Here is a 19574-nt window from a genome sequence, read left to right as displayed (position 1 = left end):
TCCGTGCTCCATCTGCGCTCAGTCCCTGAAGTGCTCGAAGGTCCACCCGACGATCGCGAAGAACGCGATCGGGATGTCCAGCATCACCAGCCACCAGCCGAGCGCGATCCCGAACGCGGCGATCGAGGCACTGAGGGCGACCAGCGGCGGCCAGATGCTGCGCGGTGCGAAGTAGCCGTAATCGCCTTCCACCTCGTCGATTTCACCGCCCGGGTCATCCTCGGGTCGCTCGTCGATGCGCCGGCCGGTCCACCACAGGTAGAAGGTCAGGCCCCCGGAGATGAGTGTGGTCACGCCCAGCGCCGCCGCGCCCGCCGGCTCGTCCCCATAGGTGAACCAGGCGTAGATGATGGCAACCGCCGCGAAGAAGAGCGTCCAGAACGCGAAGATCTTGGTCTCGGTCCGCAGCGCATCAGGTCGCATCGTGCTGCTCCTGCTCATCGTGTTGCTCGAGCCACTGCGTCCGTACCTGCGGCACCGTGCTCGCCTCCGGATGGTGCAGGTCGAACGCCGGCCGAATGCCCCGGATCCGGGGCAGCGAGTCGAAGTTGTGCCGCGGCGGCGGACACGAGGTTGCCCACTCCAGCGAGCAGCCGTATCCCCACGGGTCGTCCATCTCCACCTTCGGCGCCGTGCGCCAGGTGACCCAGACGTTGAGGAAGAACGGCAGCATGGAGATGGCCAGGATGAGCGCACCGACCGAGGAGACGTCGTTCATCCACTGGAAGTGGTCGGACGGGAGGTAGTCGGCGTAGCGGCGCGGCATACCTTCCACGCCGAGCCAGTGCTGGATCAGGAAGGTCGTCTGAAAACCGATGAAGAGCAACCAGAAATGGATCTTCCCGAGCGTTTCGCCCAGCATCTTGCCGGTGAGCTTCGGCCACCAGAAGTAGAACCCGGCGAACATGGCGAAGACGACGGTGCCGAACAGCACGTAGTGCATGTGCGCCACCACGAAGTAGGAGTCGGTCACCTCGAAGTCGAGCGCCGGGCTGGCCAGGATGACCCCGGTGAGCCCGCCGAAGAGGAACGTCACCAGGAAGCCGATCGACCACAACATCGGTGTCTCGAACGTCAGGGACCCGCCCCACATCGTGCCGATCCAGTTGACGAACTTCACCCCGGTCGGGATGGCGATCAGCATGGTCATGATGGCGAAGAACGGCAGCAACACCTGCCCCGTGGCGTACATGTGATGCGCCCACACCGTCATCGACAGCGCGGCGATCGCGATCGTCGCGAACACCAGGGTCACGTATCCGAACAACGGCTTGCGCGAGAAGACCGGGAAGATCTCGGTGACGATCCCGAAGAACGGCAGGGCGACGATGTAGACCTCGGGGTGCCCGAAGAACCAGAAGAGGTGCTGCCAGAGCATGGCGCCACCGTTGACGGCGTCGAAGACGTGTGCGCCGAGGACGCGGTCCGCGGCCAACCCGAAGAGCGCCGATGCCAGGACCGGGAACGCGATGAGCGCCATCAGGGACGTGATGAGCGTGTTCCAGGTGAAGATCGGCATCCGGAACATCGTCATACCGGGCGCCCGCATGCAGATCACGGTGGTGATGAAGTTGACCGCGCCGAAGATCGTGCTGAAACCGCTCAGCACCAGGCCCATCGTCCACAGGTTGCCCCCGACGTGCGGTGAGTATGTCGAGCCGCTCAACGGGTTGTAGGCGAACCAGCCGAACGCGGCGGCGCCCTGCGGGGTCAGGAAGCCGGAGATCACTTCGATCCCACCGAGCAGGTACATCCAGTACGACAAGGCGTTGAGCCGCGGGAACGCGACGTCGGGCGCACCGATCTGCAGCGGCATGATCGCGTTGGTGAAGCCGGCGAAGAGCGGCGTCGCGAAGAGCAGCAGCATGATCGTGCCGTGGATGGTGAAGAGCTGGTTGTACTGCTCCGGGTCGTCGACGATCTGCAGCCCCGGCGCCCACAACTCCGCCCGCATCAGCAGCGCGAGCACGCCGCCGATCATGAAGAACGCGAACGACGTCCCGAGATAGAGGTTTCCGATCACCTTGTGGTCGGTCGTCGTGATGATCGCCCACAAGCGTTCACCGGGACGACGCGGGCGCTTGACCTTTCCCCGACGCATCCGCCGACGGGTTGCGGAATCCTGGCGGACTGTGGACTGCATGCCCCACGCCCTACCCACCCGGAGCGCTTCGAATCATCCGTCGTGGTCCAGCAACGCGAAAGTGTATGGCGGCCAAGGGCCCCCGCACTCGATGCGCAGGTCCGGGTATTCCTCGCGGAGGGTCTGCACGCGCCCCTGGAAGGCGCTGCCCGCCGACCGGGGCACGAGATACGCGGCGTTGAGCACCCTGTCGGCACCGCGTTCCGCACACACCGGATCCTGTGTCGGAAGGCGGCGGTCTGCGTCGGCGATCGCCGCGAGAGCTCGGTGCACCTCGGCTGCGGGGATGAAGGACGGACCGGGAGGTCGGGGGGCCCCGGCGCGCAGCTTCTTGTCACGCACATGGTCGACGCCGTTCAGCGGACCGGCCGGACAGCGGGCCGCCCGGTCCGCCGGAGGCGGAGGGAACGCCTTCACGCCCCACTCCAGGCGGCCCTCCACTTGCGCCAGCACACGCACCAGTTCATCGTGCCAGCCGACCAGCCGATCGCGCACCGCCTCGTCGTCGAGACAGGTCGTCACGAGCCGCATCGGAGCGATCGGTGCGAGCACCGATACCTCGTCGACGACATGGCGATGGGCGCAGGCCAGACCCTCCAGCCAGGCCAGTTCTTCGAGCTTGGCGCGCACCGAGTCCTTGGTGAACTCCCGCAGGTCCACGTCGCTCACCACGGCCATCAGGTTGCGCTCTCGCACCGTGGTGACCGGAGCGCCCGCGATGCCCGTCACGCCGGCGAGCAGCACGTCGGGGATCGACTGAGTGATGGCATACACGTAACGCGCACGCATGGTCATGGTCCCGCTCCCCTCGCAGCGCGATCGGCAGGTGCAACGCATTCGGATTACCCTCGCTGCAGCGGAGTCACACTCTTGGCACAACGGTGGAGCACAAGGAGACAGCAATGCCCGGTCGGATGGACCCCACGATCCTGAAGCGCTTCCCCGTCGTCGACGTGGAGGACCTGCCACAGGACCTGCAGGACCGCATCATGGCAGTGAGCGAGAAGTCCGGATTCATCCCCAATGTGTTCGTCGGCATCGCGCAGCGTCCGGACGAGATGCGCGCGTTCTTCGACTTCCACGATTCGTTGATGGACCGCGAGACGCCGGGGCTGACGAAGGCGGACCGGGAGATGATCGTCGTCGCAACCAGCGCCGAGAACTCGTGTCTCTACTGCGTCGTCGCGCACGGTGCGATTGCGCGCATCCGCGCCAAGAACCCGTACATCTCGGACCAGTTGGCGACCGACTGGCGCAAGGCGGACCTGGACTCGCGGCAGCGTGCCATCATCTCGGCCGCGGTGAAGCTCGCCGTCCGCCCCTGGGAGATCGTGGACGCAGACCTGGCGGAGCTGCGGCGGCACGGCCTGTCGGAAGAGGACATCTACGACGTGGGGACGATCACCGCGTTCTTCTCGATGAGCAACCGCTTGGTCCACTGGAGCGGACTGATGCCCAACAAGGAGTTCTATCTGATGGGCCGCGTCCCGAGGGAGAGTTGAGCCGGACCGACGGCTCAGCTCGGTGACCGACGCTCCGGCATCGGTCACCGAGCTGCGCGATCAGGCGGCGCGTGCACCCGTCATGATCGCGACCGCGTCCTCCATGCTGTGCGTCTCCGGCGAAATGACGGCGGCGCGCCGGCCGAGCCGCTGGACGTGGATCCGGTCGGCGAGGTCGAACACGCTCGGCATGTCGTGACTGATCAGCACGATCGGCAAACCCTGATCCCGCAACTGCTTGATGATCGCGGCGACCTGCGCGGACTCACGCACACCGAGCGCGGCCGTGGGTTCGTCGAGTATGACGACCTTGCTGCCGAATGCCGCCGCACGCGCGACCGCCACCGCCTGCCGTTGTCCACCCGAGAGCGTCTCGACGGCCTGAGTGATGTCCTGCAGCGTCTCGATGCCCAACCGCTTGACGTGATCACGCGCCTCACGACGCATCCGGGCGATGTCCAGGTGCCGCAGGACCTGCCCCAGCGGCCCGGGTTTGCGGATCTCCCTGCCGAGATAGAGGTTGCTGGCGATGTCGAGCGCCGGCGCCACCGCGAGCGTCTGATAGACGGTCTCGATGCCGGCGTCCTTCGCGTCCTGCGGCGTGCGGAAGTGGACCTCCTTGCCGTCCAGGAAGATCTGACCGCTGTCCGGGGTCGATGCGCCCGAAAGGCATTTGATCAGAGACGATTTGCCCGCGCCGTTGTCGCCGATGACGGCGAGGATCTCGCCGGGGAACAGCTCGAAGTCGGCGCCGCGCAGCGCCTCGACCCGGCCGTAGGACTTGGTGAGCCCGGTGGCGGCAAGCACCGGCCGGCGGCTCTCCTCGCGCTCGGTGTCACTCATGTCCGGACCTTCCGAATCCATTGGTCGACCGCCACGGCCGCAATCACCAGCAGACCTTCGGCGAGTTGCTGATAGAGGTCCTGCACCCCGGCCAGTGCCAGGCCGTTCTGGAACACCTGCACGATGAGTGCCCCGAACAGCGTGCCGAGGACGATGCCACGGCCGCCGAACAAGCTGACACCGCCGATGACCGCAGCGGTGATGCTGTCCAGGTTGAGCGTCGAGGAGATGTTGGTGCTCGCGTCTCCCACCCGCCCGATCTGCACCCATGCGGCGATGCCGTAGATGAGTCCGGCGAGCACGTAGACGCTGAGCAGCAACCGCCCGACGTTGATCCCGACGAGCCGCGCGGCCTCCGGGTCGTCCCCGACGGCATACACGTGCTTGCCCCACGCGGTGCGACCCAGCGCGTATCCCACGATGGCGTAGAGCGCGAGCATGACGATCACGCCGGTCATCAGGGAGAACGAGCCGATCTTGATCAGGTTGCCGGGCCACAGCAGCAGACTGCCGGGCAGGGGGTTGAGGGTTTGGCCGTTGGCGTAGAGCAAGCCCAGCGCGGTGAAGACGCCCAGGGTGCCCAGGGTGCCGATGAACGGTGGAACCTTGAACCGCGTCACGAGCAGACCGTCGACCAGCCCGGTGGCCAGCGCGACCAGCAGACCGACGCCGAGCGCCGGCACGACCGGCCAGCCGGAGTTGATGGCGAGGCCCGCCATCACCATCTGCGCCAGGATCATCGCGGCACCCACCGCGAGGTCGATGCCTGCGGTGAGGATGATCACCGTCTGGCCCAGTGCGAGCAGACCGATCACCGCCACCTCTTGCAGCATGATCGAGAGGTTGGCCGCACTGAAGAACCGGCCGTTGATCACGTCGAAGACGATCGCGGAGATGACCAGGACGATCAGCGGCCCGAGCGACGGGTGCGCGTGCAACAGGTGCTGAACGCGGTTGCCGACGCTGGGCTTTGCCAGACCGGAGGGTGGCGGATCCGCCGTGGCTTTGGCCGTGTCGAGTGTCATGTGCCTCACCCCCAGCACATCTTGGCGGCAGCCTTGGAGGTGATGCTCGCGACGCCGGACTGCGGACTGTCGGTGTAGAGCTTGGTGCCGGTGTTGTAGAAGTCCTTGCCCGGCTGGTTGGTCGGCTTCTTCCCGGTCTTCACGTATTGCGCGATGGCGTCCACCCCGTCAGCTGCCATCTTGCCCGGGAACTGACCGGCCGTCGCTCCTACCTGACCGCTGGAGATGAAGGACAGATTGCTGCAACCGCCGTCGATCGCCACCACCGTCACACCGGTCTTGCCGGCGGCCTTCAACGCGTGCGCGGCGCCCTGTGACGCCGGCTCGTTGATGGCATAGACGACGTTGATGTTCGAGTCCTTCGAAAGGCAGGTCTCCATCGCGGTCTGGCCACCGGTGACCGACCCGTTCGTGGGCTGCTGGCAGGCGATCTTGTAGCTGCCGCCCTTGCCACCCGTGTAGTGCCCGGCCTTCGGTTCCTTGCCGTTGACGTTCGGGTTTCCGACGGGTATCCCCATGCCCTGGAGAAAGCCGTGGTCACGATCCACGTCGACGGTGATGACCTGATCGGCGAGGTCGTCGAGCATGGCGATGTCGGCGGACTTGCCGCCCAGCTTGGCGGCGGCCCATTTGCCGTCCAGCAATCCGGCCTGGGTGTTGTCGGTCGCATAGGTCACGTTCGCGACCGTCGGCGGGATCGGCGGGGTGTCGACTGCGACGACGATCAGGCCGGCACTCTTGGCCTTGAGCAACGCGTTGTTCACCGCGTCGCCGTTCAGCGCGATGATGATGCCCTTGTCACCCGCAGCGATCGCCTGCTCGATCTGGGTGATCTGCGACGTCGTGTCGTCGTCCGACTTCCCGGCCGTGACCTGCAACTGGATGCCTTTCTTGGCGGCCTCCTGCTTGGCGGTCTTCTCCATGGAGATCCAATACGGGTTGGTGAACTCCTTGAGGATCAGCGCGACCTTCACCTTGCCGCCGCCGCTGCCTCCCGAGGCGCCCTTGGAGGACGCGGTCCCGCCGCTGCTGCACGACGTCAGCGCGAGAGCCCCGGCGCCGATGCAGAGCAAGCCGGCCATCATCCGCCGCTGCGGTCTCGTCTTTCCGCGACTGGTCATGTCAAAAAACCTCCGGAACAGCTACCTGTGTGGGTGTGACGCACCACACGCTACGGGCACCGCAAACGCTTTGGCAAGCGCTTGCGAGCAATTCGCAAGCGTTTGCGCGCGCGCGTGCCACGCTGTTAAATGTGTCGCAGGCCACGGCCGGGACGGCGTTTCGTAGGGTCCTGATCAAAGCCTGTGAACTGGGAGGTAGCGAGCATGGTCAAGATGGCCGATGTGGCGCTCAGCGCCGGAGTGTCGATCACCACCGTCTCGCACGTCCTGAACGACACTCGCCCGGTCAGTGAGGAGCTCCGTCAGCGAGTCTTCAAGGCCGTCAACGAAACCGGTTACACGCCCAACACCGTCGCGCGCGCGCTCGTCACCCAGAGCACCATGCTGATCGGCGTCGTGATGTCGTTCCTGTCGAACCCGTTCTTCGCGCCCCTCGTCACCCAGATCGACCGGACCGCACGCCGACGCGGCTACACCTTGCTGCTCACCGAGAACCACGAGAACGCCACCGACGAAGTGACCCAGGTCAAGGTGATGCTCGACCGGCGGGTGGACGGCATCATCATCGCGCCGGCCGCCCGGCACCTCGAGCAGATCATCAGCCGGCTCGCAGCGAGCGGCACACCGACCGTGCTGGTCGACCGGCTCGCCGACGGCGAGTTCGACGAGGTCGGCGCGGACAACGTGCAGCCGACCGCTCAACTTGTCGAACACCTGGCCGGCCACGGCCACACCCGCATCGGGTTCATCAGCGGTCGCCCCGGCCTCTCCACGACGGTCGAGCGGCTGGCCGGTTACCAGCTCGGACTCGAGCAGTCCGGCCTGCCCTACGACCGCCGGCTGGTGCGCGCCGGCGCCTCCGAGATCGGTCCGGCCCGGCGCGCTGTCAAGGCGCTGATGAGCGGCCCTCATCCGCCCACCGCTCTGGTGAGCGGCAACAACGCGATGACAGTGGGGATGTTGCGGGGCTTGCGCGACCTCAGCCTGCGCGTTCCCGACGACGTGGCGGTGGGTGCCTTCGACGACTTCGAGTGGGCCGACCTCATGTCCCCTCGGCTGACCACCGTCGCCCAACCGATTCCCGCGATCGGCAGCATGGCCACCCGGCTCCTGCTCCGCCGCATCGACGGCTACACCGGACCGACCGAACGGCACGCGTTGTCCTCGACGTTTCATCGCCGGGAGTCCTGCGGCTGCACGGACGTGGAGCACGACCAGTGATCGATCAGCAGCGTTCGCAGCGCATCCCGTCGTCAGACATCGCACAACTGCGTGCTCGGGCCGAGCGGTTGAGCGCGACCGGCACGCGCCGGCTGCTGGCCATCGCCGGAGCTCCCGGTGCCGGCAAGAGCACCCTCTCGGCCGCTCTCATCGGGCAGCTGCCGGCCGGCCGCGCGGCGTTGGTTCCGCTGGACGGCTTCCATCTGGCGAACGAGGTGCTCGCCGACCTCGGGCTCACGGCCCGCAAGGGAGCACCGGAGACCTTCGACGCGCACGGGTTCCTCTCCCTGCTGACCCGGCTGCGGCACAACACCGAACCGGTCGTCTACGCGCCGGACTTCCGGCGAGAGCTGGAGACAGCGGTCGCCGGATCGATCGCCGTGCCCCGAGACACGCCGCTGGTCATCGTCGAGGGAAATTACCTCCTCCTCGACGCGGAGCCGTGGGGTTCGGTCCGTGACCTCGTCGACGAGACGTGGTTCCTCGACCTGCCCGGCACCACGCGCCAGGACCGATTGATCCGGCGCCATCAGGCATTCGGCAAGTCGGCCGACGAGGCCGCGTCGTGGACGCTCGGCAACGACGAGCGCAACGCCGAGCTGGTGCGCGGCTCGGCGGCAGCAGCCGACGTGGTGATCACAGATCCAACGGCGTGAGATCTGGCACGCCGGGCAGCCAGGAGGCGAACTCGTCCGACCACTGCTCGATCACTGCCGACGCATAGTGTGCCGGGTCCCATCCGGCCACCAGATGCACGCGAACTTGCTTGCGGTTCTTCATGATGCGGACCGGATGCAGACCGAAGGCGGGCGCGTTGGTCGCGACCGCAGCGCCGCGGCCCGCTGCCGCATGCGCTTGCGCCAGATACGCCGAGTTGAGCTCGATGGCATCGGTCGCGGTCAGCCCGGCCTCGGTCAGCGCCTCGTCGAAGACGGTCCTCGCGGCGTTGGTCCGGTCGATCAGGATCAGCGGCATACCGATGACGTCATGGAGGTCGATGTGCGGCCTCCCGTGCAGTGGATGCCCGCGGCCGACCTGCAGGGTGAGGCCAGCCGAGTGCAGTGCCTTGCTGCGCCAGCCGGGCGGCGGGAGCGTCGTCGAGATGCCGAGGTCAGCGTCCGCCTCCACGACCCGCTCGAAGATCCGGGACGGTGTCTCCTCGAGCGCATCGATCAACGGCAACTCGGCGCCGTGCTCTGCCACGAACGGCGCCATCACCCGGGTGATAGTCGTGAACGAGCCGACGACGGTGAGGCGCAGCTCACGGACGTCCTCGAGATTCACCGCCTCACGGGCCAGCCGTTCGCGCAGCACCAGGTCCCGCGCCACCTTCTCGAAGCGACGCCCGGCATGTGTCAGTCGGACGGACCCTTGCCCGCGCTGAAACAGGTCAGCGCCCAACTCCTTTTCCAGCGAACGTAATTGACGTGACACGCTCGGCTGTGAGACGTGCATCCTCCGCGCGCCTTCGGTGATCGAGCCGGTGTCGACCACCGCCAGGAAGTAGCGGATCACCCGCAGCTCCACCATGCCTCCTAGGCATCCGATTGGTCTGAGACAGCCGTCGGACAGCATGGCACATCTCGCCCACGAGAGCCTGCTCGGCATTGCACCCGACAGCGTTCTGGGCCGCCGGAACACTCCGACGGCCCAGAACGGTCGAACCTTCGCCTGCAGACTTACCCGCAGTTGCCGGCGGTGGAACCTGCGGCGATCACCTTCTCGTTCGCGGCGCGAGCTCGGGCCACGTCGAGTTTGGGCACCCTCCTGTCGTAGGTGTACAACCCGTTGATCTCACCCTCGACATCGGTGATCTGGGTGTAGACACCACCGGACAGCTGACACGAGGCCTCCTTGGCCAGGGCGGCCTGGGTGGTCTCGAACTTCTGCGTCAGCTGCTCCGAGTCGGCCGCACCGGCGTAGTTGATGAAGCCGGGGTTCCAGTCGTGGGCCGGGATCGACAGACCCCAACCACCGTGTTCACCGTCGATCGCCGGACGGCCTGCGGCCACATCGGGCTGCGGCCGCGCGGGGCCGGTGTAGGTGTGCCAGTCGATGATGTCTCCGGCACCGGTGTCGGTCTTGACGGAGCCGCAGCAGTTGAAGCCGGACTCGGCGTCGACGAGTCGGCTCGGGTCGTCCTTGCCCACCTGCGCCGCCGCCAACTTCACCTCACTGACGGCATTGCTGACGTCGTTGCGGTCCATGCCCCAGCCCTCGTTGTAGGGCTCCCACGAGATGATCGAGGTCTCGCCCTTGAGATCCTCCACCATCTGGTGCAGCTGGGACCGGAACTCCGTGTCCTCTGCCGGTGTCGCCGTATGGCCGGACTCCATCGAGGGCATGTCCTGCAACACCAGCATCCCGGTGGTGTCGGCCGCGTAGTACCACCGCGCCGGCTCCACCTTGATGTGCTTGCGTATGGCGTTGAAGCCGAGGTCCTTGGTGGCGGTGATGTCCCACTTCAACGCGGCGTCGGTCGGCGCGGTGTACTCGCCGTCCGGCCAGAAGCCCTGGTCCAGCGTCGCGTTCACGAACGTCGGCTTGCCGTTCAGCAAGATCTTCGGCACCCCGTTGACCTTGCCGGTGCTGACCGTCCGCTCACCGAAGTAGGACCCGACCTGGTCGGTACCGGTCGTGCCCTGCAACGTCACCTTCGCCCGGTAGAGGAAGGGATCGTCGGGTGACCACAGGTGCGCGTTCGGCAGGGCGATCGAGAACGGCGAGTTCGCGGTCCCGCTCCCCTGCGCGACCTGCTGGTCGCCGTCATACAAGCGGACGTTGACCCGGCCCGACGCCGACGTGCTGCTGTTCACCTGCACCGTCACGGACGCACCCTTGGTGCTGGGCGCGTTGGGCAGCTTCGGGGTGAAGACGACCTGATCGACCCTCTGTGCCGGGGTCGGCTCCATCCACACGCTCTGCCAGATGCCGCTGCTGGAGGTGTAGAAGATGCCGCTCGGGTTCAGCACCTGCTTGCCTTGGGGCTGGCTCGGTGCACCGGTATTGGTGACACCGACGGTCACCTGCTGGGCGCCCGTCGCCGACAATGCATCGGTGATGTCCGCGCTGAACGGCAGGTAGCCCCCGGTGTGCGTGGCAACCACCTTGCCGTTGACCCACACGGTGGCGTGATAGTTGACCGCGCCGAAGTGGAGGATCACCCGACGGTCGGACTGGCGCCAGTCGGTCGGCACGGTGAACGAACGCCGGTAGAACGAGTAGTCGTAGTGCTTGTGCACTCCCGACAGGGTCGACTCCATCGGGTAGGGCACGACGACCGAGCTACCCAGCTTCGCGTCCGCCGCCGGGGGTGTCGTGATCTGGTCGGCGCCGTCGGAGCCCAGCCCCTTGAACGCCCACTTGCCGTTGAGCGACTGCCACTTGGTGCGGGTCAGTTGCGGCCGGGGATACTCCGGCAACGGGTTGTTGGGATCCACCTTGGACGTCCACGGTGTCGTCATCGCGGCGGTCGAGGTGTCCGCGACGTTGGTGTAGAAGGCCGGCACCGCACTGTTGTCCGCATATGTCGCACCACCGTTGCCGTCATACCGGACGGCAACGTTTCCCCAGCTCTCGAAGACCGGGTTCGCCAGCTTCACGACCAGCACCGTGGAGTCGCTCGGATCGATACTGGCGGAGGTGATCGGGTGGCCGGCGACGGTGAGGTGGCTGGTGGCGCTCGAGTCCCAGCCGCCGAGCGCCTTTCCGAAGCTCAGTCGGATCGTGGTGCCGTCGCTCGAGAGCGTTCCGCTCTGCACGGTCGGGGTGAACCCGTCCGGCAGCGTGAATGCCGACGGCGGGACGGTCACCAGACCGGAGGTGCCCGGCGGCTGCCACGACAACTGGGCGAAGGCACCGCCGACCGCGTTGTAATAGTCGGCCTTGAACGTGTGCGTGCCCGCCGTCAGGGTCACCTGTCCGGGCACGTTGACGTTCCAGTTGTTGACCCAGTTGTCGATGACGCTCGTGCCGTCGATCCACATCCGGAAACCGTTGTCGCCGTAGTAGTTGAAGGTGTACGACCCGGTCGTCGGCACGGTGATGTTTCCCGTCCATTGGATGCCGGCGTCGTCGGAGGATCCGGTCACCTGGGCGAGCGATCCGGTCAGGTCGCTGGAGTCGATGTTCGGGTCCACGATCGTCGCGCTGGGCGCACCCGACGGCGGGAAGGTCGGCCCGGGCGTGTTGTCCGTGTTGTTCGTGTCCGGCACGCGGTAGTAGTCCGCGCGCAGGCCGGGACGTGGTGATGATGCGTCGGCCCTCGCCGTCGGGGCGAGCTGTACGCACAGCATCGACACGACGGCGACGACCACCGCCATGACGCCGGGCACCGCCCAACGCGTTCTGCGTTTTCTCGTTGAGGAGACTGACATGACACTCCTTCGATCTTTGGATGGGCTTTGCGGGGTCGGTGAAGGAAGACACCGGGCGCGGGCGATGCCTCGAGAAGGGGGCGGTGGCGGGGCCACCGGTTCCCAGTAGCTACTGACGACGGCGGGTCAGGACCGCTTGGATGACGACGACCACGAGCAGGAACGCCCCGTTGACGACGTCGGAGAGCGAACTGCTCTGGGAGAGATTCAGCAACTGGATCAGGTTCTGTATGACGGCCAGCAACAACACGCCCACCGCTGTGCCGAACACCGACCCGGCGCCGCCGGTGAGCAGGGTGCCGCCGATGACGACGGTCGCGATGGCGACGAGCTCGTAACCGACCCCTGTCGACGCCGCCGCGCCCGGGAAGGAGCGCGCTGTGGTGAGCATCCCGGATGCCCCGGCGAGCATCGCCGACAGGACGTACACCAGCACCTTCACCCGTATGACGGGCAGGCCCATCAACGACGCGGCCTGTTCGCTGCCACCGACGGCGAAGATCGACTGGCCGAACCCGGTCCGCGCCAGCAGCACGCCCCCGAGCACGAAGATCACCGCCACCACCAGCAGCGGTTTCAGGCTGCCGTCGATGAGCGAGCTGAACCCGGAATTGACCCGGTACGCCGCGTTTCCGTTGCTGGAGAACAACTGCTGCAGGCCGCGGGCGCCCAGCATGCCGGCCAGCGTCACGATGAACGGTGCGAGCCGGCCGCGCGCGATGAGCACTCCCTGCACGGCTCCGAAGGCCCCGCACACGACCAGCGGCACCAGGACGCCGAGCAGCACACCGCCCTCCTGGGCGCCCCACGCGGCGAGCACGGCACCGAGCGCGAAGACGGATCCGACCGACAGGTCGATGCCGCCGGCGATGATCACGAACGTCATACCGAGTGCCATCAGGCTCTGCAGCGAGGCGGCGACCAGCATCTGGTTGAGATTGCCGGTGTCAGCGAAGCCGCTCACCGTGAACGACGCCACGAGTGACACCAGCACCAGCACCACCAACGCGCCCTGCCGCTGGACGAGCAGGATGAACTGGTCCCGGTTGAGGCCCGCGACCACGACGTCGTCGGACTCCACCGGGCCGGCGGTCGTCGGCTTCAGGGTCATCGGCCGCTCCTTGCACGAGTGATGAAGATCGCGGCGACGATGATCACCGCCTGGACGAGGTACTGCCAGGAGTCCTGGACGCCGTTCAATTTCAACGTGGCGAGCACCAGCTGCATGAAGATCGCGCCGACGACGGTGCCCAGCACCGCGACGCGACCGCCCGAGAGCGGCGTGCCGCCGACGACGACCGCCGTGATCGCGAAGAGCTCGAACTGCAGGCCGAGCTGGGACGGGTCGGGGTATGCCGCGTTGCCCGCCATGATCACGCCCGCGACCGCCGAGAGCACTCCCGAGATCACGTAGACCGAGATGAGGACCCGGTTCACCGGCAGTCCGGACAGCGCACTCGCGACCCGGCTGTCACCGATGGACATCAGCTGTCGCCCGAAGGTCGTCCGCGACATCAGGAACCCGACGATCCCGACGATCACCACCGCGACCCAGGTCATCTCCGGTATGCCGGCCCAGTCGGCGCTGCCCAGGTCGAGCAGCATCGCGTCGGTGATCTGCTTCGGCCCCGAGCCGTTGATCATCACCGCCAGCCCGCGGATGCCGATCATCAGGGCGAGCGTGGCGACGATCGGCTGAATCCGCAGGAACGCCACCAGACCTCCGGAGATGACACCGCAGACCGCGCCCGCGATGACGCACACCAGGATCGCGATGAGCGGGCCGTAGCCGATGTAGAGCGGGACGAGCGCCCCGGCCAGCGCAATGATGGCACCGACGGACAGGTCGACGCCCTCGGTGCCGATCACCAGCGCCATACCGAGGGCCACGATGATGATCGGCGTCACCTGCAGCAGCTGCACGCGCAGGTTGGCGGTGTTCAGGAAATTCTGGGTGTAGAAGACGTTGAAGACGAACAACAGCACGGTGGCCGCGTAGACGCCGTACCGCCGCGCCCACTCGAGCACCGCCCCGGTGTCGACCCGTCGGTCGCGCATCGTCAGCTCAGTCATGGTCGGCACCCACCGTGTCGCCCTGCTCACCGCTCGGTGTGTCGAGCGGGATCTCCTCGCCGGCACCGACCAGACCCTCGGTGGTGGGCGCCTTGGCAAGGGAGTTCATCAGCGCGTCGGCGCTGATCTGCGCACCGCGCAGCTCGTCGATCACCTTGCCGTCCTTGAGCACGACGAGGCGTTCGACACCACCGACGAGTTCGTCGATGTCCGAGGAGATCATCACCACGCCCAATCCGTCGTGCGCGAGTTCTTCGATGACACCAGTCACCTCGGCGCGCGCCCCGACGTCGATGCCCCGGGTCGGTTCGTCCAGCAGCAGCACCTCCGGATGCAGGCACAGCCACCGCGCCAACAGCACCTTCTGCTGGTTGCCACCGGACAGCTCGCTGACCTTCTGATCAGGACTCGACGCCTTGATCTTCAACCGGTCCATGTACTCGCGGACGACCTCGTCCTGCTTGGCCGTGTTGATCAGCCCGAACCGGGAGATCCGGGGCAGTGCGGCGAGCACGATGTTCTCGCGCACCGACAAATTGGGGATGATGCCCTCGGCCTTGCGGTCCTCGGGCAGCATCACCACGCCGGCCTTGATCGACGCCGCGATCGAGTTGCGGCGCACCGGTTTGTCCTTCACCTTGATGCCGCCCCGCTCGGTGTGTAATGCCCCGACGATCGCCTTCGCGGTCTCGCTACGACCGGCGCCGAGCAGGCCGCCGAGGCCGACGATCTCGCCGGGCCAGACATCGACCGAGACCTCGTCGATGCGGTGCCGGGCGGTGAGTCCCTGCGCGGACAGGACCGGCGGACCGTCATGGCTGGTGGCCGTCTCCGAGATCGCCGAGAGCTTCAGGTCCTTGGCGTCCCGGCCGATCATGTGCGAGACCAGCTCCAGCCGGGACAACTCGGCCAGCGGCCCGACATGGACCACGGCACCGTCCCGCATGATGGTGACCCGATCGCAGACGGCATACAGCTCCTCCAATCGGTGGCTGACGTAGACGATCCCGATCCCCTGCGCCTTCAAGCGCGCGATCACCTCGAAAAGCGTTTGTACTTCCCGCTGTTCGAGCGATGAGGTCGGCTCGTCCATGATCACCACACGAGCTCGCACCTGGACGGCACGCGCGATCGCGACCATCTGCTGGGCGCCCAGTCCGAGGGTGTTCAGCGGCTGTGCGGGGTTCACGTCGACGCCGTACTCGCGCAGGATCTCCCGCGCCTGTTTGTTCATGGTGCGGTTGTCGATCAGCCCGAACCGCTTGGGCTCCCGCCCGAGGAAGAGGTTGCGCGCCACGCTCATCAGCGGCACCAGGTTGACCTCTTGGTAGATGGTCGAGATACCGGCGTGCTGCGCCTCCAGCGGCGAGTGGAAGTCGACCGTCGACCGCTCGAGCACGACCTCGCCCGCGTCCGGGGCGTAGACCCCCGTCATCGTCTTGATCAGTGTCGACTTGCCGGCACCGTTCTCACCGATCAGCGCGTTGACCTCACCGGGAAAGAGAGTGAAATCGACACTCTTGAGCGCCTTGACCCCGGGCCAGGACTTGCTGAGGCCACGACCCTGAAGTACGGGTTCCGTTGCGACCGCGTCGTCGGTCACGCAACTCCCCTTTCGTTCATGCTGCGGTGCTCCGCAGCCGTGAAGTATCTTCCGGACAACCGAACGCCGTTGGTATGGCGGGCAGTTGACCACCAATCAGGTCCACGCGGCCAGAACGCCGACGACCCCGCGACCCGTCCGGCCACACATGCGGGCGGGTCGCGGAGTGCGTCGGACGACCTTCGGAACGCATCAACCGGGGCTCAGTAGACGTCTCCGCTGGACAACGCCTGCTGCGCGTTGGCCTTGGTGAAGTGGTGGTCCTTGATGATCACCGTGTCCGGCACGCCGGTGCCGTCATACAGCTTGGTGAGCACCTCGAAGGCAAGCGGACCGAACCGCGGATTGGTCTCGATGTCGGAGACGACCTGACCGCTGGCGACCAACTTCACGATGTCGCTGGTGCCGTCGATGCTGACCACCTTGATGTCTTTTCCGGGCACCTTTCCGGCCTGCCGGATCGACTGCAACGCACCGAGTGCCATGCCGTCGTTCTCGGCGTACAGCCCGCTGATGTTCGGGTGCGCCTGCAGCATCTGCGCCATGACTTTCTGGCCGGTCGGCTGGTCGAAGTTCGCCGTCTGCATCGCGACGATCTTGATGCCCGGGTACTTCGCCTTCAACTCGTCGGTGAACCCGCTGGTGCGTTCCTGCGCGACGTTGTTGCCCGGCGTTCCCTGGAGCACGGCGATGTTGCCCTTGCCGCCGAGCGCCGCGCCGAGGTCGTCCGCGGCGATCTTCGCCTGGCCGGTGAAGTCCGAGCCGATGAAGGAGATGAAGTCCTTGCACGCGGCGGTGCCCGCGGTGCGGTCGATCGTCAGGACCGGGATCTTCTTGGCCTTGGCGTGTGCGAGGGCCGAGGCGACGCCGGTGTTGTTCTCCGGCGCGACGATCAGCACCTTGGCACCCTGCGCGATGAGCGACTCGATGTCGTTGTTCTGCTTGGAGACGTCGCCGCCGGCGTTGGTCTGGATCAGCTTGATGCCCAGCTTCTTCGCCTCGCTGGTGATCGACTTGGTCTCCGTCTCGCGGAACGGGTTGCTGGTCGACTCCGACTGCGAGAAGCCGACCGTGGCGGACTTCAGGTCGAGCTTGGGAACACCACCGTCATACCTCTTGTACGTGCAGGTGCCCGCCGCGACGGTCGCCTGCTGGGTGCCGCCACCGCCGCTGCCGCCGGACACGCTGGTCGAGGCGCCGCCTCCGCCACCGCCCGCATTGCTCGACGACTTGGTGCCGCCACCGCTGTTGGCACAGCCCGCAACCGCGAACATCGCGATCACTCCAACGCTGAGCGCCTTCACCGTCCTCGAACTTGCTCGGCTATTCATGGTGAACCTTCTTTCTCTGTGCTGTGCCGGATCATTCGCTTGGGCGAGATCCTTGAACGGATCTCGACGTACTCATTCGTCGGACCTCCTCGAGCCACGACGGGCCAACCCGGGCCGGGAGCCGCCGGTGACATCCGTCAGCCGAGTGCGAGCAGCGCGAAGAACCCGCCGACCACCGGCCGCGCCTGGAACCCCACCGCGGAATCACTCAACGTGTCGTACCAGTCCGTCATCGGCACTCGGCTGCCCGTGGTGTTCGCGAACTGGTAGAGGCTCTCGACGAGGTTGCCGCGCACCGTCTTGTCGGATGCCAGCCACCCGGCGGTCCACATCTCCCAGTCGGCCTTGGTGTAGGTGTGCCGCGGATCGAGCGGCACGCCATACGTGTTCGCGTGCGAGATGTACCACGCGGCCTCCAGCTTCTGGACCGACGCCGGGATCAGGCCCAGGCCGAGCAGCTGATCCGGGAAGCCGTTGTACTTCAGGCTCCACGTACCGTCCTGGTCGTAGGCGAGTTTCAGGTGCTTGCCCGAGCTGTCCATGCTCTTGGTGACCCACTGCCCGATGTAGTCCTTCGAGATCTGGGTGTAGCGAGCGGCGTCGGCGGTGTTGCCGGCGACCGTCGCGATCTGGGACATGGCACCGATGGCGAGGATGCCCTTGAGCGCAAGGTTCACGCTGTGCGCGATGAAGCCGGTGAAGTCGTCGGTCTGGTTCTGGAAGCCGGGGTCCAGCGCGTTCTGGACGAGGTACTCCGCCCACTGGCGCAGGATCCGGTAGTGGCTGCCGGCGTATGCCTGCTTGTCGGCGACGCCGTCGCCCTGCAGGGCCGCCGCGACCATCAGCAGCATGTTGGCCGATTCCTCGACCGGCATGTCCTCTTCGTTCCCGTCGTTGTGCCCGGTGGCGTTCGGATAGCTGCTGCCGAGGTCGTGGGGTGCGAACTCCTTTGGCCAGCCACCGGTTTCCGCGTAGTCGAGGACCGGCTCCAGCAGAAGGGCCAGGAATGCCGGGTCGAGGTAGGAGAAGACCGGGAACGCCGGGTAGAGGATGTCGACGGTCGACATGTTGCCGTCGCTGGAGATCTCCTTGCAGAACGCCCAGGGCTTGCCGTTGTTGCTGACGAGTTCCGTGCCGCCGTACGCCTGCCGCAGGGCGAGTGCGCAGAGCGCCGCGTAGTGCGCGCCGCCGGCCTTCGTGGCCGCAGCCGTGATCCGGTTGTCCAGCTGCTTGGCCCGCGCCTCCGCTGCCGCGGCATCGGCGTGGAAGGCTCCGATCAGCTCATGGGTCGAGGCATAGTAGGTCTCCCACAACGGCGGCAGCGGCTGGCCGAGGTAGCTCACGGCGGGTGTGCGGACGTGGCCGATGCTCAGCACGAACGGCGCGGTCGCGGCCCGGACGGAGCCGAGGTCGACGGCGTGCGCGAAGACGGGCCAGCGATCACTGATCGCTCGCGGCTGGTCGGTGTCGTTGACACCGGTGAGCGAGCCGTGGGACACGAACTGCTGCCGGACAGTGCTGTCCTGACCGGTCTGCCAGCTGGCCGCGGGGATGTCGGGAGCCGTCCACACGACTGATCCCCACGACGCCATGTCGCCGAACTCGCTGAGCACCTGCGGTGAAGCCGGTTGACACGTGAGCGTGTTCACCGCTGCGCCCGACGCGGAGTACGTCTCCTCATCCCACGTGATGGCAGTGCCGGTGTCCCCGTGCGCCCACTCCCCGGAGATGTCGAAGTACAGCTGCACCGAGTGGGCCTTACCGTCGGTGCTGCTCGCGGTTGCGCTCAGGTAGCTCAGGGGCATCGACTGCCGCCGGAGGTCACCGGGCTCGACCGGGGAGAAGAACGACAGGACGATCTGGACGCCCGCCTGCTGAAGGGTGAAGTTCGAATGCGTCGGTGTCAGCTCGAAGCCGATCTCCCGGAACGCGGGAAAGGTGGTGTTCGGCAGCGCCGGGCTCCCCATCAGCACGTATGACGACCCGTCGACCCGCGCGATGGCGGTGAAGGCGGTGATGTGCCCCGTCCAGAACGTCGGCCAGGTGCCCGACGGGTTGTCGGCACGCAGCCAGGTGCTGAGGTATGGCGAGCGCACCGCCAACGGGATCGCGGGCGGCCGGACGGGCGTGAAGGTCGGCGTCTTCGACGACGTCGCGGCCACCGCGCGGCCCGGCGCTCCCAGCACACCGAACGCGCCGACGCCGGCGACCGCCGTCAGCTGCAGGAAGGCACGTCGGGTGGCACCCGCGGACCCGGAGGAGTTGGTGAGCGGTGCTGCGGCCATGTGGACCCTCCGTCAGATGCGTGCCGGCCCGGCGGGTCGGTCATCGCAGGA

16 protein-coding genes are annotated in these 19574 nt (G+C 66.7%); 3 read left to right on the top strand and 13 right to left on the bottom strand.

All coding sequences use genetic code 11. The features are described from left to right. Positions 1 to 18: 18 nt before the first annotated feature. The 3 genes from ACN8HC_RS10805 to ACN8HC_RS10795 form a co-directional block, all read right to left on the bottom strand. A complete protein-coding gene (locus ACN8HC_RS10805) occupies positions 19 to 423 on the bottom strand; it encodes a cytochrome c oxidase subunit 4 (protein WP_490074839.1) in 405 nt (134 codons plus the stop codon). After that, on the bottom strand, positions 413 to 2101 hold the full coding sequence (gene ctaD, locus ACN8HC_RS10800) for an aa3-type cytochrome oxidase subunit I (RefSeq protein WP_490074987.1): 1689 nt from the start codon (positions 2099 to 2101) through the stop codon (positions 413 to 415). Before ctaD ends, ACN8HC_RS10805 begins: the two co-directional genes overlap by 11 nt. 75 nt (positions 2102 to 2176) lie before the next feature. Continuing rightward, positions 2177 to 2938, bottom strand: coding sequence for a GvpL/GvpF family gas vesicle protein (locus ACN8HC_RS10795; RefSeq protein WP_490074838.1), 762 nt, complete (start codon positions 2936 to 2938; stop codon positions 2177 to 2179). Positions 2939 to 3045: 107 nt separating this feature from the next. On the opposite strand from ACN8HC_RS10795, the gene ACN8HC_RS10790 reads away from it, so the two are divergent. Continuing rightward, positions 3046 to 3645, top strand: coding sequence for a peroxidase-related enzyme (locus ACN8HC_RS10790; protein WP_490074837.1), 600 nt, complete (start codon positions 3046 to 3048; stop codon positions 3643 to 3645). Positions 3646 to 3705: 60 nt separating this feature from the next. Here ACN8HC_RS10790 and ACN8HC_RS10785 read toward each other — a convergent pair whose 3' ends face one another. The 3 genes from ACN8HC_RS10785 to ACN8HC_RS10775 are packed head-to-tail and all read right to left on the bottom strand — an operon-like array spanning position 3706 to position 6634. Then, entirely contained in the window at positions 3706 to 4488 is a 783-nt protein-coding gene (locus tag ACN8HC_RS10785) for an ATP-binding cassette domain-containing protein (RefSeq protein WP_490074836.1), read from the bottom strand. Continuing rightward, entirely contained in the window at positions 4485 to 5513 is a 1029-nt protein-coding gene (locus ACN8HC_RS10780) for an ABC transporter permease (RefSeq protein WP_490074835.1), read from the bottom strand. Before ACN8HC_RS10780 ends, ACN8HC_RS10785 begins: the two co-directional genes overlap by 4 nt. A gap of 5 nt (positions 5514 to 5518) precedes the next feature. Then, complete coding sequence (locus ACN8HC_RS10775) at positions 5519 to 6634, bottom strand: substrate-binding domain-containing protein (RefSeq protein ID WP_490074834.1); 1116 nt, start codon at positions 6632 to 6634, stop codon at positions 5519 to 5521. 204 nt (positions 6635 to 6838) lie between these two features. Here ACN8HC_RS10775 and ACN8HC_RS10770 point away from each other — a divergent pair, with 204 nt between their 5' ends. Both ACN8HC_RS10770 and ACN8HC_RS10765 read left to right on the top strand, forming a co-directional pair. Continuing rightward, positions 6839 to 7855: a LacI family DNA-binding transcriptional regulator gene (locus ACN8HC_RS10770; protein WP_490074833.1), complete on the top strand. Its 1017-nt coding sequence runs from the start codon at positions 6839 to 6841 to the stop codon at positions 7853 to 7855. Further along, complete coding sequence (locus tag ACN8HC_RS10765; RefSeq protein ID WP_490074832.1) at positions 7852 to 8511, top strand: nucleoside/nucleotide kinase family protein; 660 nt, start codon at positions 7852 to 7854, stop codon at positions 8509 to 8511. The genes ACN8HC_RS10770 and ACN8HC_RS10765 overlap by 4 nt, the downstream gene beginning before the upstream one ends. Here ACN8HC_RS10765 and ACN8HC_RS10760 read toward each other — a convergent pair. The 7 genes from ACN8HC_RS10760 to ACN8HC_RS10730 all read right to left on the bottom strand — a co-directional run bounded on the left by ACN8HC_RS10760 (position 8492) and on the right by ACN8HC_RS10730 (position 19523). Further along, entirely contained in the window at positions 8492 to 9385 is an 894-nt protein-coding gene (locus tag ACN8HC_RS10760; protein ID WP_490074831.1) for a LysR family transcriptional regulator, read from the bottom strand. The two genes, ACN8HC_RS10765 and ACN8HC_RS10760, sit on opposite strands and share 20 nt — an antisense overlap. A gap of 149 nt (positions 9386 to 9534) precedes the next feature. Continuing rightward, positions 9535 to 12231, bottom strand: a complete 2697-nt coding sequence (locus ACN8HC_RS10755) for a PA14 domain-containing protein (RefSeq protein ID WP_490074830.1) — start codon at positions 12229 to 12231, stop codon at positions 9535 to 9537. 109 nt (positions 12232 to 12340) lie between these two features. Beyond that, on the bottom strand, positions 12341 to 13342 hold the full coding sequence (locus tag ACN8HC_RS10750; protein ID WP_490074829.1) for an ABC transporter permease: 1002 nt from the start codon (positions 13340 to 13342) through the stop codon (positions 12341 to 12343). After that, entirely contained in the window at positions 13339 to 14304 is a 966-nt protein-coding gene (locus tag ACN8HC_RS10745) for an ABC transporter permease (RefSeq protein WP_490074828.1), read from the bottom strand. Before ACN8HC_RS10745 ends, ACN8HC_RS10750 begins: the two co-directional genes overlap by 4 nt. After that, positions 14297 to 15907: a sugar ABC transporter ATP-binding protein gene (locus ACN8HC_RS10740; protein WP_490074827.1), complete on the bottom strand. Its 1611-nt coding sequence runs from the start codon at positions 15905 to 15907 to the stop codon at positions 14297 to 14299. Before ACN8HC_RS10740 ends, ACN8HC_RS10745 begins: the two co-directional genes overlap by 8 nt. A gap of 203 nt (positions 15908 to 16110) precedes the next feature. After that, positions 16111 to 17238 (bottom strand): ABC transporter substrate-binding protein, encoded by a 1128-nt coding sequence (locus tag ACN8HC_RS10735; RefSeq protein ID WP_490074826.1) that lies wholly within the window; start codon positions 17236 to 17238, stop codon positions 16111 to 16113. Positions 17239 to 17375: 137 nt separating this feature from the next. Next, entirely contained in the window at positions 17376 to 19523 is a 2148-nt protein-coding gene (locus tag ACN8HC_RS10730) for a glutaminase family protein (RefSeq protein WP_490074825.1), read from the bottom strand. Positions 19524 to 19574: the final 51 nt, after the last annotated feature.

It is taken from the genome of Flexivirga sp. YIM B11880, from assembly GCF_058148645.1.
This window is presented reverse-complemented; position numbering and strand designations above follow the sequence as displayed.

Coding starts and splice junctions, on each gene's coding strand:
- ACN8HC_RS10770 (WP_490074833.1), top strand. CDS start 6,839: ATGGTCAAGATGGCCGATGTGGCGCTCAGCGCCGGAGTGTCGATCACC.
- ACN8HC_RS10730 (WP_490074825.1), bottom strand. CDS start 19,523: ATGGCCGCAGCACCGCTCACCAACTCCTCCGGGTCCGCGGGTGCCACC.
- ACN8HC_RS10745 (WP_490074828.1), bottom strand. CDS start 14,304: ATGACTGAGCTGACGATGCGCGACCGACGGGTCGACACCGGGGCGGTG.
- ACN8HC_RS10795 (WP_490074838.1), bottom strand. CDS start 2,938: ATGACCATGCGTGCGCGTTACGTGTATGCCATCACTCAGTCGATCCCC.
- ACN8HC_RS10775 (WP_490074834.1), bottom strand. CDS start 6,634: ATGACCAGTCGCGGAAAGACGAGACCGCAGCGGCGGATGATGGCCGGC.
- ctaD (WP_490074987.1), bottom strand. CDS start 2,101: ATGCGTCGGGGAAAGGTCAAGCGCCCGCGTCGTCCCGGTGAACGCTTG.
- ACN8HC_RS10805 (WP_490074839.1), bottom strand. CDS start 423: ATGCGACCTGATGCGCTGCGGACCGAGACCAAGATCTTCGCGTTCTGG.
- ACN8HC_RS10780 (WP_490074835.1), bottom strand. CDS start 5,513: ATGACACTCGACACGGCCAAAGCCACGGCGGATCCGCCACCCTCCGGT.
- ACN8HC_RS10755 (WP_490074830.1), bottom strand. CDS start 12,231: ATGTCAGTCTCCTCAACGAGAAAACGCAGAACGCGTTGGGCGGTGCCC.
- ACN8HC_RS10790 (WP_490074837.1), top strand. CDS start 3,046: ATGCCCGGTCGGATGGACCCCACGATCCTGAAGCGCTTCCCCGTCGTC.
- ACN8HC_RS10760 (WP_490074831.1), bottom strand. CDS start 9,385: ATGGTGGAGCTGCGGGTGATCCGCTACTTCCTGGCGGTGGTCGACACC.
- ACN8HC_RS10735 (WP_490074826.1), bottom strand. CDS start 17,238: ATGAATAGCCGAGCAAGTTCGAGGACGGTGAAGGCGCTCAGCGTTGGA.
- ACN8HC_RS10785 (WP_490074836.1), bottom strand. CDS start 4,488: ATGAGTGACACCGAGCGCGAGGAGAGCCGCCGGCCGGTGCTTGCCGCC.
- ACN8HC_RS10750 (WP_490074829.1), bottom strand. CDS start 13,342: ATGACCCTGAAGCCGACGACCGCCGGCCCGGTGGAGTCCGACGACGTC.